The following is a 14010-nucleotide window of genomic DNA, read 5'->3' on the forward strand; positions in this document are numbered from 1 at the left end:
CCCTCTTTTCAAGCTGTTTATTTTGTATATTTATTTGCAATTTCTCCTAATCCAGTATCTCTCGTTGCATCTCCAGTTGCTGAAAACTTCCATTCGTTCCCGTCTCGGTAAATTTCACCTGCAAATAGAGCGGTTGCTCCTGAATGGTCTTCAGATAGATTAAAGTAGACAAGCTCTTCGTTTTTAGCGCTGTCTACAACGCGAATAAACGCATTTTTAATCATACCGAAATCTTGGTTTCGCTCAACACACTGATAGATGTTGACCACAAACACAAGTTTATGTACGTTTCCAGGAACCTTTTTTAAATCAACAAAAATTTGTTCATCGTCTCCTTCACCTGCTCCGGTAAGGTTATCGCCTGAATGCTTAACGCTCCCGCAGTTACTGTGACGATTTCCAAAATACACAACGGCTGAGTTACTTACAAGCTTATCGTTTGAATTTAGCATAAGAACAGATGCATCACAGTCGATACTTGGTCCGTTTCCTCCGAAACCAAAAAAGCTGCGTTTTTTTACAGGATCCCATCCTAATCCAACTGTAATAGAAGATAGGCCTTCTCTTCCTTTTGTTAAATCAATTTTTTGACCTTTTTGTAGATTAATAGCCACTTTTATTTACTCCTTTACTGTAACGAACATATTCTATTTCAGGTTCTATATGGCTCTATATCATAGCGCAGATAAATGAAAAAATAGTGAAATTTTTATACCACTTTTAACGTTTACGTAAATCTTCTTTTCATGGAAAGAATACCACAATTTGGTGATTGTTTCAAAAATTAAGCGGTCTGTTGTGACATAAATTAATTGATTTAAAGTTTGAAAGTGAAGATAATCTACTAAAAAAGACTGTCTCTAAACCGGAAATCCGAGTTATGAGACAGTCTTTTTTGGCTTATTGAGCTATTTTCAAAGTAGGTTCTTGCTGTTCAGCTGTTTTAGCAGCTGCCACGTTTTGAATACGGCCTTCAGCTTTGTATTCAAACGGGCTCTTGAGTGTTTTAATATAGTTTACCGTTGCTTGTAAATCTTCTGGTCCCACTTCCATATCTGAAGAAAGTGCACCAATACCGTATTTTTCATTTCCGTACATATAGTTATTCACTACTACCGTGTATTCTTTTTCTTTGTCAACTTTACTTCCATCTGGAAGCGTAATATCGACTACTTTATTCGTGCTTCCATCCCACGTATAGTTAAAGCCTGCAATATGGAAATCTAGTCCGGATGATGTAATCTGGTTATTCAGCACCGTTTCTAAATCCGCTCCGCTTAGCTTTACTTTATTTAAGACGTTGCCAAACGGCTGAATCGCAAACAAATCACCATATGTCACGTCACCTGCATCAAGCTGTGAACGAACGCCTCCGCCATTCATTAAAGCAAAATCTGCGTTCATTTCTGCTTTCATGCCGTCAGCAATTAAGTTTCCAAGCGCGATATCCCCTGTTGCTCCGCTAGAAGGATAGCCTTTTGCCAAATCTGTAGATGACTTCCCAACCACTTCTGCTTTAATAGGCGCTGCTAAATCTTCGTACTTTTTCATAATACTTGAAACTTCAGGATCTGGCGTATAGTCTTTTTGATATACGGTCACAATTTTTGCATCTTTTTTCACGATGTCACCCGTATTATCGATTTCAACGTCTACGTCAGAAAACGCTGAGCCGTATGAATAAGCTTGAACAATTAGTTTGTTATCTACTACTTTGTTGTTGTATACGTGATTGTGAGCTGAAAAGATAACGTCAACTTCATCGTCAACTTTTTTAGCGATATCTGCTGCATCAAATTCAGTAGGAGTTCCGTTTTGATTAGATGGATTATGAGCAAGTACCACAATTGCTTTGATACCTTGCTTTTTCAGCTCTTCCGTATACTTATCAATCGCTGCTGCTTCGTCCGTAATTTTTAAGTTTTCATTTCCTTTACGAACAATCATGCTTGGCGTTTCTTGTGTTACAACGCCGATGAAGCCGATTTTCTTGCCGCCTACTTCTTTTATTGCATAAGGTTCTGTAATTAATTTATCAGTTGACGTATCATAAGCATTTGCCGCTACTACTGGGAAATTCATGCCGTCGTATCCTTTTGTTCCTTTTGGATGGTCTCCGCCTTCAATCATACGGTGAAGCTCAGCGATGCCTTCATCAAACTCATGATTTCCAAGCGTACCTACATCAAATCCAAGTGATTCCATCACTTCAACCGTTGGCTCGTCTTGAAACAGCGCTGAAACTAACGGGCTTCCGCCAATCATATCTCCAGCATGAACTAAAAGCGTATTCGGATTTTCAGCTTCTTGTTTACGAATAGCTGCTGCTGTATATTTCATATTTCCAGCTAAAAGCGCTTGGCCATTTGAATTGATTTTTGTATCTGTATCGAGCTGACCGTGCAGGTCGTTCATGCCTAAAAGCTGAACCTTTGTATTATCTTTTGATTCGCCGTTTAAATTAATTTTGTAAATGCCGAATCCTTTGTCATCCGTTTTATTTGTATACGTAATGTTGCTTCCTTCAGTTAAATAGCTTTCTCCGCGCGGTGAGCTTGTGAACGTCACGTTAGCCGTTCCGTTAATTGGTGCAATGGACCAGTTATCGTCAGCTGTTGGTGTAATTTCTTTTTGCTCGGTGATGTAGTCCATTAGAATTTGACGGTTTTCATCCGCTGAATCCACCACAAGCTCGCTTCCTTTTAGACCAGGGAAGTTTCCGCCTCCGCCAGCCCGGTAGTTATTTGTCACAACGATAAACTCTTGGTTCGGATCAACCGGCTTGCCGTTATACGTTAAGTTAACAACACGGCTTGAATCTCCGTGAATCACGTTTCCATTCACATCGTATTTTGCTGGTTTTGTGACGTCAATTTGGTATTGAACGCCATCGATTACGTCGAAATTATAAACAGGAAAGCTTGGGTTTAATAATTCCTGCTCTTCTGTTTTATTCGGTGTAATTTGATTAAACTTACCCGCAGACATATCAATCCAGTCTTTTACAACAGAACCTTTTACTTTAACCGCTTTTAACGTGTTGTCATATAGATACAGGTCGCCAGCGCTTCGGATCGTTAAGTCACCTTTTTTAATTTCCGTATATTCATCAACGCCGTTTCTTCCTGCTTTAAAAGGTGCTCCAACTGATAAAATTGGAAGGTCTTTGTATTCCGGCTTATTTTGAGAAACATATTTTTCTACGTAATCTTTTTGTGCGTTTGTCACAACTTGAATAGATGGATCATCCTGCACAAGAGAAAAATAGCTGTGGATATCATCGGTCGTTTTACCGATTGGTGTGTTCACGTATTTAACCGTTGCATCATGATCTTTTTGAACTGCTTTAACAACGCCTTTATCCGGTTCTACCGTACTTTGCGTAACCGTTTTCCCTGACGCGTCTTTTACGTCTTTATACGTTTCACGCGTGGACGATTGAGAGCTTACTACTTTCCATTTTCCTTTTTCTTCTTTTAACGTTAAGTCGATTAAACCAAGTGACCCTCCGCCGTAACCTGCTTGAACAGCCGGAACGCCGTTGATCGTTCCTTTTGCATTATCAACTCCAGGAAGAGGTTTTTTATCTGCTCCAAGGAACAAACCGTCTAGCGAAGCTTCTGTTTTAGCAGGGAAGACTTTATGCGTGTGTGAAAACGTAATAGCGTCAATGCCTTTTACTTCACTTAATGAATAAATGACATCTTCCGTGTTTTGCTTGTTGCTGCTAAATCCAGAGTGAGCCATTGCAACAACTACGTCTGCACCTTTTTTCTTCATTTCTGGAATATATTTGTTGGCTGTTTCCACAATGCCTTTTGTAATGACTTTTCCATCAAGGTTTGCTTTATCCCAATCGTTAATTTGAGGCGGCACAAAGCCAATGAAACCAACTTTAATGGTTCGTTTCTTTCCATTTTCATCGACGACTTTTTTATTCATAATTTTATAAGGCGTAAATTTATTTTTATCGTTTTTCGGGTTGTTGTCATGATCATCAACGTAGACATTGGCATTTATGTAAGGAAAGTTTGCGTCGTTATACGCTTCTGTTAGGAAGTCTAATCCATAGTTGAACTCATGATTTCCAAGCGTTGCAATATCATAATCCAGCTGATTCATTGCTTTAAATACAGGATGAACTTCCCCTTTTTTCAGCGGGTCAATCTTAGCTTTGTACGTGCCTAGAGGCGTTCCTTGAATGAGGTCTCCGTTATCTACTAATAAGCTGTTTTTTACTTCTTTTCGAGCGTTTTTGATTAAGGTAGCGGTTTTAGCTAAACCCACTTTGTCGTAAGAGGCATCTTTAAAATAATCATAGTTTAATAGATTCGTATGAACATCGGTTGTTTCCATCAGGCGTATGTTCACAAGCGCATCTTTTTTATTATGGCCTTGATGCTTGCTTTGCTGTGAGCTTTGTCCAGGATGACGTTCTTCCGCTCCTGCCTGTGTAGTTAAAAGAGGCATAGATAATAGAGAAAGTGCCAGTGATGTGGATAGGATTTTTTTCGTTTTACTACTTTTGTTCTTTTTCATCTACCATTCACCTTTCAAGTAAGTTATCATCGCTATAAATCTAGCAACTGTTCAAAAATAGTATAGCAGAAAAGATTTATAAAGGATGTAAATTTTTTGATTTTTTAGTAAACCATTTGTATGCGTTTTATTAACTTTTTGTAAACCGAAAAAATTTTTTTAGTTTCTCTCTTTAAAACCAAGGACTATAGTTTTTGTTAATTGGATGAATCCTCCTTTTTAAATGAGTCTTATTACCTAATGAATCAACGTTCCCACGCCCTTTTTTAATTCAAAAAAAATTCATTTCAAGGGGTGTGTATATATGTACTATACATAGGATATGAAAAGCAGACATTAAGTTTGTCACAGCTTCTAACAAAATTTCGTAGATATAAAAAAGAAAGAAAAGGTTTTTGTCTTCTAATAAATAGATATATTTATATAATTTTACATTTACACAAGGAAACGAGGTTGAGTCATAAGACATAACTACATCAAACCTACGTTTACCTGCAAATAAAAAAATCCGAACGAAGTTGATTCTCCATCAAGAATCTTGATTCATCGTTCGGATGTTCTTTAGTTAACATAATTTTTTCTCAGCCGCGTTTTCTTACTGACCTAATTCTTTAATTTGTTTCATAATACTTGATACATCTTGAATTGATTGAAACAATTCACTGTTTTTTAGCGTTTCTGGATTGAAGCTCCCATCCTTTATATTGGCTTCATACGCTTCAATTCCACTAATGATTTTTTCGTTTTGTTGAACAAGCTGATCGTGCATATCAGAAGCGATGTCAGGAGCTTTTGTTTGATTAAATTCTTCTGCTTTCCCTTTCATTTCCTGCAGCTTTTGCTCTAGCTTCTTTATTGCCTCGTCGTCATTAACAGCTTTTTCCGCTAGAGGCGGTATTTCTTCAGCAAACTTTTGTGCTTCACTCACGTAATCTTTCGCATCATTTGCGTAGTTCAGCGTACTGCTTGTATCTTCAAGAAAAGAACAGCCGCCGACCATAAAAAGAACAGCAGTTGATATGACTAGCATCCATTTTTTCACTTAGCACTCAACCTTTCTTATTTTCTTTTCTACTATCTTCTTTTCGATTTTCGTTTCTTTAACTCTTTCATAATAATGGGTACAGCTTTTTTTATTCCTTTTTTTACAGCGGGGCTTTTTAACAGTCTCGATAGTTTTGACATTTTCAAGCTCCTCTCTCATTTTGAAATAACAAAAAACACCTTTACCACATGTGGTAAAGGTGTTTGTATCCAGACCTTTACCAATGGTAACATTGGCAAAGGTCTCGCTAACAATTTGCATTGTCAATAAAGCCGGAGATAATAATCTCGAAATGACGACTTTACTGCAAGAGCTACTCCCCTTTGAGCAAAACAGCATTTTTTGTTAATACAATCATAACGCACGTTCCTGATTATCGTCAACTTATACGGAATTAGTACACGTCTTTTTTGATAAATACCAGAAACGACACGAGCAGCCCGGCAAGTCCCCAAATGGTTAAAACACCCAAGGAAAACCCTAATGTCATTCCTTCAGTCGGAGGAGCTGTGCCTTGCAGATAAGAAGTTAAATTTAAATTAACCATAAACAAATACTTAGCTGAATGCCATGAAGAAACCATGCTGCTTAAAATTGTACCTGCAATCAAACAAGCAAGCATCACACCCATACCTGCAGCTGTACTTTTAATTAAAACAGACAGCATAAAAGCAAGCGTTCCAACAACTAGTGAGACAAACCAAGCAAGACCAAACTCCATTAAAATATATCTCCACTGCGAAATTAAATGGACGTCCGCTGTATTTAAGTCATTTCCCTGTACGCTAAACCCCGTAAGAATCGGGGCTGTCCAGCCTTTAAATCCAAATACAACACCAGAAATGAGGTACGACAAAACGCCAAACATTAAAATTAAAAACGAGACGGACATGACGAGCGTGATGTATTTACTAAGCAGGATTTTCCACCGTTTCACAGGTCTCGTCAACAATACCTTGATGGATCCCAAGCTGTACTCTGAAGACACTAAATCCGCTGCAATAATCATAATCATCAGAGGCAGCAAAAGCTGAATGGCGTTTTCAATGAACCCTCGCACAAACGTTGGCGCTCCTGGTTCTGAAGGATTGATATCGTTATCTAAGTAATACTGCTGCTGCGCCACGCGAATTTCAAGCTGCTTGCGCCAATCATCTGAAATTTGGCTTCCGCTCAGCCGGTTTTGCGTATCGATAATTTCTTGCTGCAGCGTACTGCGCCAATCGGTCGTTCCTAGCTTTTCTTGAAGGCGCTGCGTTTCGCGAAGCTGAGCATAGGTAAACATGGAAATCAAAACTCCCATGATAAGCGTAACGATTAACAGGCGCTTTTTTCGAACGAGCTTGATCATTTCATTTTGAACCAAACTAATCAATCGATTCGCCTCCTGTCATTTCGATAAATAAATCTTCAAGAGTTGGAAGCTTTCGATTCATTTCTTTTACCGTTACTCCTGCTTGGATGAGCTGTTTGTTCCACTCTCCCACTTCAGCTTCTTCATAAAACGTCGTGACATACTCCCCCTGCACTTGTACAAAGTCCGTCACTTGTTTTAAAACGTCTATTCCTGCGGGCTGTGGATCTAGCTTCCACAGTAAACGCTCTTGCTGAGTTAACAGGGTCTTCACCGATTCTGTGTGAATAACTTCTCCTTTTGCGATAATCGCTACTCGGTCACACATTAGCTGAATCTCGCTCAGTAAATGACTGGATACTAAGACGCTTAGACCTTCACTTTCAGCTAAAAAGCGAATAAATTTACGCATATCCCGAATCCCAGAAGGGTCTAGTCCGTTCGTTGGCTCGTCTAAAATAAGTACTTTTGGTTTTCCGAGAAGCGCTTGCGCAATTCCTAAACGCTGCCTCATACCTAACGAATACGTGCGAACTAAATCGTGGATACGCTCTTGCAAGCCAACTAATGCCACAACTTCATGAATGCGTTCTTCCGTCATAGAAGGAATCATGCGTGAAAAGTGCTGCAGATTTTCCCAGCCGCTTAAGTATGGATACAGCTCAGGATTTTCAACAATACAGCCGATATGCTCCATCGCTTTTGTAAACTGCTTCGATACGCTGTATCCACAAATATAAATGGAACCAGCCGTCGGGCGAATCAAGCCGACAAGCATTCGAATCGTTGTCGTTTTACCAGCTCCATTGGGTCCTAAAAAGCCGAACACTTCGCCTCTTTTTAGTTCAAAATCAATATTTTTGATAATTTCTCGTTTTCCTATTACTTTTTTCAGTCCTTTTACTGAAAGCGTTACTTCACTCATATCATTCCCTCCCTTACCACGTAATGAGCGATGCTACACGTTCTGCGATCAGCTTGTAGCCTTTTGCATTAGGATGAAACTTATCGGTATATAAGTAGTCATCTACCTTTAGCTGAAACAAATCAAAGGTCGGAACAAAAACAGTTTGCTTATAATTAGCACTTAATTCACTGCTTTTGTAATTCCATTCTCGTACAATAGCCGTTGTCGTTTTTGCATCTTGCAGGTTACTAAACGGATTGTATAAACCAATCAAAAAAATCGTCGTGTCTTTATTTGCCGACCGGATACTTTTTAAGATGCTGTCTACGTTTTTTAAATAGTCATTTTCTAGCTTTTGAATATTGTTTTTATTTAAATTTTGCAGCGTTTGTCCGCCTTGAAATAAGTCATTTCCCCCAATGGTGATCAGCACGGTATCTGCCGACTTAATCTGCCGCTGAATTTGCTGCTGCTTTACTTGACTTGCCAGCTGCGAAGACGTTTGACCTTTTATTCCAAAGTTACTTAAGAGAATTTTCTTCTTCGTTTTTTCTTCAAGATTATCTTTTAAATACCCAACGTATCCTTTTCCCGCTGCGTCTCCTGTTCCTCTTGTCAGGGAATCACCTAAAGCGACAATCGTATAATTCTTGGTGCTTTTGTTACTGCTGCTTGTTTCTTGCTTTGGCTTTGGCATTTCTTTTACAGTAGCTTTTGAGGCGCTAACATAATCATAAATAGACATTCCAAGCCCCGCTGCAAACAGCAGACACGAAATAATCGAAATAAAGGATACAATCCATACCCACTTTCCTTTCGCTTTCACTGGCTGCACTCCTTTTCGTCTTTTTAGTTATCTTTTTTTAGAGCTTCAACTGTTTTTAGTAAAGCGGACCAGTCTAAATGACCCCAGCCATTTTCGATTCCTTGTTCATAATGACCTTTAACAAGCTCTCCTAACGGAAGCGGAGCGGACACTTTTTTGGCTGCATCAATAGCCAGGTTTACATCCTTTAGTCCAAGCTCCAGCTTGAATCCAGCGGGATCAAAGTCTCTTTTAGCAATTAAATTGCCGTAATTTTTATACACAGGAGATGCAAATAAGCTATTAACCACTTCAAGAAACTGCTCCGCTTGCATGCCATACTGCTCTACCATAACTACTGCTTCAGAAACAGCTTCTAACATCGAGACTAATAAAAAATTATTGCCAAGCTTAGCTACATTTGATAAGTAAGGCTCGTCTCCTACAGTGAAAATAGTTTGACCAATCGCTTCAAACAGCGGCCAAACGTGCTCTCTTGCTTCTTTATTACCTGCAACTATTACTTTGAGAGCCGCAGCAGCTGCTGCGTCGGGGCGACCTAAAACAGTCGCTGCAACAAAATGCTGTCCTGATGCAGCATGTGCGCTTGTTAATTTTTCGGATAAATCTACGCTAATAGTACTCACAGAAACGTGAATACCGCCTTTTTGAAGGCCTGCAAGTATACCGTCTTGTGACATCGTTACTTCTTCTAAAGCCTCGTCATTTGAAAGAATTGTAAAGACAAGATTTGCTTCTTGTGCTGCTTGAGCAGGTGTCTCCACAATCTTTGCTCCTTTTTTCACAAGACTTTCCGCCTTCGCAGCAGTCCGGTTATAAATCACAAGTTCATGACCCGCTTTTATCATATTTTCCGCCATCGGTAATCCCATATTTCCTAAACCAATTAAACCCACTTTCATCTTTACCACTCCATTTCAGCACTCAGTATGTACATTTATACTTGTTTTCTACCTTTAGAAAAACCATATTTTCATTATTATATAACTACAGGAAAAGCGAATACAAAGAATAGCCTTTCTAAAATGTTCAAAATATGACATTTTTTAGACGTGTCTTATGAAAAACTTGTCAAAAAAACACGGATACTTTTTAGATAAAGCGCTTGCAAGCATAGGAAATTTCTGCTAAGATATAAGAGAATTATTTTTGTTCGGTGGGGATGTATGAGTATTGTCACTTTTCGTCTTTAGATTTGAGCAAGAATAGTACCACAATGTGCGAGTCCGCACGAGGAGGCAACAATTATGGAACAAGGTAAAGTAAAATGGTTTAACGCAGAAAAAGGTTTTGGATTCATCGAGCGCGAAGGTGGAGACGATGTATTCGTACACTTCTCAGCAATCCAAAGCGAAGGCTTCAAATCTTTAGACGAAGGTCAAGCTGTAACATTTGACGTAGAACAAGGTCAACGCGGACCTCAAGCTGCTAACGTTCAAAAAGCATAAGAAACACAACATATCAGAAACAGATCCTTTAAAGGATCTGTTTTTTTGTGTACAAACATAAAAAAGCCCTGTTTTTCAACAGGGCCAGTCGGTACAAATACAGAAGTAAAGTTAATGGTACTCTTAGTATAGCACAAGATCATAACAATCTATACGAAATAATAAAATAAAACTTTCATCCGGTACGTTTACCTATGTTTATAGCTATTCCAGACTCTCTAGGGCGCTCGCAAATCGTTTGATTCCTTCTCGAATGACCTCTTCTTCCCCTCTGCCAAACGTAAAGCGAATAGCTCCGCTTTGAGAACTCAGCACGCTTCCTGGCACAAAAGCCACACCCCTTTTAAGCGATTCTTCCAATAGACGATAGTCATCGACCGGCTGATTCACTTTGCACCATAAGTGAATCCCGCCTTGAGGTGAATTAAAAGATACTTTTGATCCGAGCAATTCGTTCAGACTCGACGACAGGGCATACTCTTGCTTTTTGAGCTCTTGTCTAAGCTTTTCAATATGCGAAGAAAACGTAGGAGAATCTAAGAATTGATAAGCAATCCACTGCGGAAAGATGCTGTGGCCAAAGTCAATTTGCTGCTTAGCGTCTGCCAGGCGCTGAATCACTTGCTCTGGCCCTACTATCCAGCCAATTCGAAGACCCGATGCCACGATTTTAGAAAGCGAGCTGATATAGAGGACATTTCCGTTCTCGTCCATGGATTTCAGCGTTTGATGTACATTTCCGTCAAATGCCGTGAGTGAATAAGGATCATCTTCAATAAGCGGAATGCCGTATTCTGAAGACAGCTCTAAAAACCGCTTTCGGCGTGCTTCTGATAACACAATACCGGTCGGGTTTTGATAATACGGATTTAAAAAAACCATACGAATACGATGCTTTTTATGTAATTCTACTAAGTCCTCCGGGTTGGCTCCATTTTTATCTACAGGCAGCAAAAACGTTCGTAAACCTGCTGATTGAAAAAGCGGCAGTGAATAGCTATAGGACGGATCTTCAATCGCTACTGCATCTCCTGGTTTTAACAAACACTGAACAATCAAATGAAGTGCTTGCTGTGCACCTGATGTAATTAAAATGGAATTAGCATCGGTGGAGATTTTTCGGTACTCATGAACATGAGCAGCAATAGCGTCACGCAGACGTTCATTGCCGTGAGGATGATCATAGCCTAAATGCTCATTAAACGGCATGCCCGCTAATATTCGCTGAAAATCTTCATTTGGAAATAAGCTAGGAGCTAATTCTCCGCTGGCTAAGTTTACAAAATCTGTTCGCAAAGCTTCGCTTCTTATTCGCTGTACGAGCGGTAAATTAGGCAAAAATGAACCGTCTTCTACATATCTCCCCCAGTTTGGAATACGTTTACGGGAAATCCCCCAGATGCTCGAACTAACTCGCGTGCCGCTTCCTTTTTTACGTTCTACGATTCCAAGTGCCTGCAGTTCTTCATAAGCAGCTACTACCGTGCTTCTGTTCACATTTAGCTCAGCAGCAAGCGTTCGTTCTGATGGCAGCATAGAATCCGGCGGAAATGCTCCCGACGAAATACAGCTTTCAATATATTCTGCAATTTGTTTATAAATCGCTTTTTTGCTAGCGCGATCTGGTCTCCAGTTCATGCGGCGTCAGTCCTTACATTTAAACTTTCTTATTAGTAGTTTATCCTTTATCTCTCTTATCTTAAAGCAGTTTTATAAAAAAAGACCATCCAATTCGGTATTATTTTGCTCATCCACTTTACATAATAAATATGATATTACTACTTTTCATTTGCTGGTATTTAAGTTTACATAATAATTTTATAGTTAATTAAAATACATTCACCATTCCAACAAAAAAATCCAAACGAAGTTGATTCTCCATTAAGAGCTTCAATTCATCGTTCAGATCTTTAAATACTTTCGTCACAGCCTCTTTTTTATAGAGGCGGTAAATCTAGCTTGCCTTCTTGAAACAATTCTTTCACCATATGCTTGGCATAACCCGTTGCTTGCCCTAACGTAATCTTAGCTGGCATAGGCGCTTCGTTTGCATCAACGATTACATCGATAATACACGGCTTGTTTTGTCGAACAGCACTTTCAAAAGCCGGCAGCAGCTCTTCTTCTTTTTCAACCCGGTAGCCAACACCTCCGCAAATGTCTGCATACCTAGCAAAATTCGGATTTGTTAAGTCTGTTCCGAATTCAGCATTTCCCATTACTTCTTGTTCAAATTTAATCATACCGATTTTATGGTTATTAAATAGCACCACAACTAGCGGAAGATTGTATTTAACAGCTGTAATAAAATCTGCCATCGTCATCGCAAAGCCGCCGTCTCCACAGACCGCAAACACCTGCTTCTCGGGATAAGCAATTTTTCCAGCAAGTGCGCCCGGCAGCCCGCATCCAAGAGTCGCTAGCCAGCTTGAAATCACAAACTGCTGATTTGTCATACGAAAATGACGCGCCATCCATACTGTGACGTTTCCTACATCTACGGACAAGACCGCGTTATCAGCCGCTACGTGCTGAAGCGCTCGAATCACTCGCTGTGGCTTGATAGGTAGACTTTCTTTTGCTTCTTGGGTATCAAGCTGACTCCACCACTTTTTCATACGTTCTTGACTTTGCTCTAAAAACTGGCGATGCTCTGAGCGGCCAACGTTTTCTAAGAACCACTGAATGGTTGTTTTTGCTTCTCCTGCAAGCCCTGCATCTACAGGATATCTTTTGCCAATTTGTGCAGGATCAATATCAATATGAATCGTTTTCGCATGCTCTGGCAAAAAGCCTGTAAACGGATAGGACGTTCCAATCATGATGAGCGTATCCGCTTCTTGCATCGCTTCATACGCTGGCTTTGTACCGATTAATCCAAGTCCTCCGAGACAATATGGATGTTCATCCGGTATTGCGCCTTTTCCAGGAAGCGTAAGAACAATAGGTGCTGCGATTTTTTCTGCAAACGCAAGCAGTTCTTCTCTCATTTCATGTGTGCCGCGACCAGCTAAAATAACCGGACTTTCTGCTTTACCAATCAAATCTTTTGCTTTTTCAAGGTCTTCTCTGTGAGGAAAGACGTCTTGTTTAACGATTATGCTTGATGTTTCCCGTGCTTCTGATCCGACTTCAAAACGAGGGATATCATCGGGAATAGTTAACACAGCCACACCTTTTTTAGCATAAGCTGTTCGAATCGCTTGATTAACAACAGTGGGAAGCTGTTCAGCGGACATGATTCGCTGGTTATATACAGCCACGTCATCGAACATTCGCTCTAAATTAATTTCTTGAAACGCATCGCTTCCGATGAGATCGGACTCCACTTGCCCTGTAAGTGCTAACACGGGAGCTTTGTCTAACTTTGCATCATACAAACCATTCAGTAAATGAATCGCTCCCGGTCCGGCAATAGCCGTGCATACACCGATTTTACCGGTTAGCTTTGCATATGCAGCCGCTGCGAGAGCTCCCGCTTCTTCATGCCTCACTTGAATAAATTTAATTTTATCCTGGGCTTTGCGAAGCGGTTCAATAATTGAATTAATGGAGTCTCCTGGCATGCCGTAAATATGATCAACGCCCCATTCAATTAACAGTTCAATCAGTTTTTCCCCTGCTTTTTGTTTAAACATATGACTGACCCCTTTCTTCTTATATATAGAGATAGTGTGACCTGATACGCTCTTTCTTACTTATTTTCACTCGTATAATTTTCGTTTTCTTTCATTGAATGAATGAACCACTTTCGTTAAATTTTCTTCATTCCTTGCAATTATCATTAACTTTTGCTATTCTATAAGAAGAATTATTTTTGTTCGGCAACAATCGATAGGTGAATACTTTCGTCTTAAAGATTTTGATCATGAGCAAGGATAGTAATACAAT

At 39.7% G+C, this 14010-nt stretch carries 10 protein-coding genes; 1 reads left to right on the forward strand and 9 read right to left on the reverse strand.

Annotated elements, in window-relative coordinates; translation table 11 throughout:
* Nucleotides 1-17: 17 nt before the first annotated feature.
* The 7 genes from OK414_RS14195 to OK414_RS14225 all read right to left on the reverse strand — a co-directional run bounded on the left by OK414_RS14195 (nt 18) and on the right by OK414_RS14225 (nt 9573).
* Nucleotides 18-614 carry a TerD family protein gene (locus tag OK414_RS14195; protein WP_034651381.1) on the reverse strand — a complete coding sequence of 199 codons (597 nt, stop codon included), beginning with the start codon at nt 612-614 and terminating at the stop codon, nt 18-20.
* 286 nt (nt 615-900) lie between these two features.
* Complete coding sequence (locus OK414_RS14200) at nt 901-4539, reverse strand: multifunctional 2',3'-cyclic-nucleotide 2'-phosphodiesterase/3'-nucleotidase/5'-nucleotidase (protein WP_263045876.1); 3639 nt, start codon at nt 4537-4539, stop codon at nt 901-903.
* A 595-nt stretch (nt 4540-5134) separates the two neighbouring features.
* Nucleotides 5135-5581 (reverse strand): DUF6376 family protein, encoded by a 447-nt coding sequence (locus tag OK414_RS14205; RefSeq protein ID WP_205661342.1) that lies wholly within the window; start codon nt 5579-5581, stop codon nt 5135-5137.
* A gap of 397 nt (nt 5582-5978) precedes the next feature.
* On the reverse strand, nt 5979-6959 hold the full coding sequence (locus OK414_RS14210; RefSeq protein ID WP_034651375.1) for an ABC transporter permease: 981 nt from the start codon (nt 6957-6959) through the stop codon (nt 5979-5981).
* The gene (locus tag OK414_RS14215) at nt 6952-7863 is read right to left on the reverse strand and encodes an ABC transporter ATP-binding protein (RefSeq protein ID WP_016764456.1); all 912 of its coding nucleotides are present in this window, start codon (nt 7861-7863) and stop codon (nt 6952-6954) included. The genes OK414_RS14210 and OK414_RS14215 overlap by 8 nt, the downstream gene beginning before the upstream one ends.
* 13 nt (nt 7864-7876) lie before the next feature.
* Entirely contained in the window at nt 7877-8671 is a 795-nt protein-coding gene (locus OK414_RS14220; protein WP_013083493.1) for a GDSL-type esterase/lipase family protein, read from the reverse strand.
* A gap of 23 nt (nt 8672-8694) precedes the next feature.
* On the reverse strand, nt 8695-9573 hold the full coding sequence (locus OK414_RS14225) for an NAD(P)-dependent oxidoreductase (RefSeq protein WP_013083494.1): 879 nt from the start codon (nt 9571-9573) through the stop codon (nt 8695-8697).
* Nucleotides 9574-9918: 345 nt separating this feature from the next.
* Between OK414_RS14225 and OK414_RS14230 the strand changes: the two genes are divergently transcribed.
* Nucleotides 9919-10119, forward strand: coding sequence for a cold-shock protein (locus OK414_RS14230; RefSeq protein ID WP_013057405.1), 201 nt, complete (start codon nt 9919-9921; stop codon nt 10117-10119).
* A 204-nt stretch (nt 10120-10323) separates the two neighbouring features.
* Here the strand turns inward: OK414_RS14230 and OK414_RS14235 are convergent, their stop codons facing one another.
* Both OK414_RS14235 and OK414_RS14240 read right to left on the reverse strand, forming a co-directional pair.
* Nucleotides 10324-11757: a PLP-dependent aminotransferase family protein gene (locus OK414_RS14235; RefSeq protein WP_263045877.1), complete on the reverse strand. Its 1434-nt coding sequence runs from the start codon at nt 11755-11757 to the stop codon at nt 10324-10326.
* A 299-nt stretch (nt 11758-12056) separates the two neighbouring features.
* Entirely contained in the window at nt 12057-13757 is a 1701-nt protein-coding gene (locus tag OK414_RS14240; RefSeq protein ID WP_164795301.1) for a pyruvate oxidase, read from the reverse strand.
* Between the last annotated feature and the right edge of the window lie 253 nt (nt 13758-14010).

The organism is Priestia sp. JV24 (assembly GCF_025910025.1).
GTDB classification, from domain to species: Bacteria; Bacillota; Bacilli; order Bacillales; family Bacillaceae_H; genus Priestia; species Priestia megaterium.

Bases quoted from the DNA above. Each gene is read 5' to 3' on its own strand.
- OK414_RS14200 (WP_263045876.1), bottom strand. From the start codon at position 4,539: ATGAAAAAGAACAAAAGTAGTAAAACGAAAAAAATCCTATCCACATCA.
- OK414_RS14215 (WP_016764456.1), bottom strand. From the start codon at position 7,863: ATGAGTGAAGTAACGCTTTCAGTAAAAGGACTGAAAAAAGTAATAGGA.
- OK414_RS14225 (WP_013083494.1), bottom strand. From the start codon at position 9,573: ATGAAAGTGGGTTTAATTGGTTTAGGAAATATGGGATTACCGATGGCG.
- OK414_RS14230 (WP_013057405.1), top strand. From the start codon at position 9,919: ATGGAACAAGGTAAAGTAAAATGGTTTAACGCAGAAAAAGGTTTTGGA.
- OK414_RS14235 (WP_263045877.1), bottom strand. From the start codon at position 11,757: ATGAACTGGAGACCAGATCGCGCTAGCAAAAAAGCGATTTATAAACAA.
- OK414_RS14240 (WP_164795301.1), bottom strand. From the start codon at position 13,757: ATGTTTAAACAAAAAGCAGGGGAAAAACTGATTGAACTGTTAATTGAA.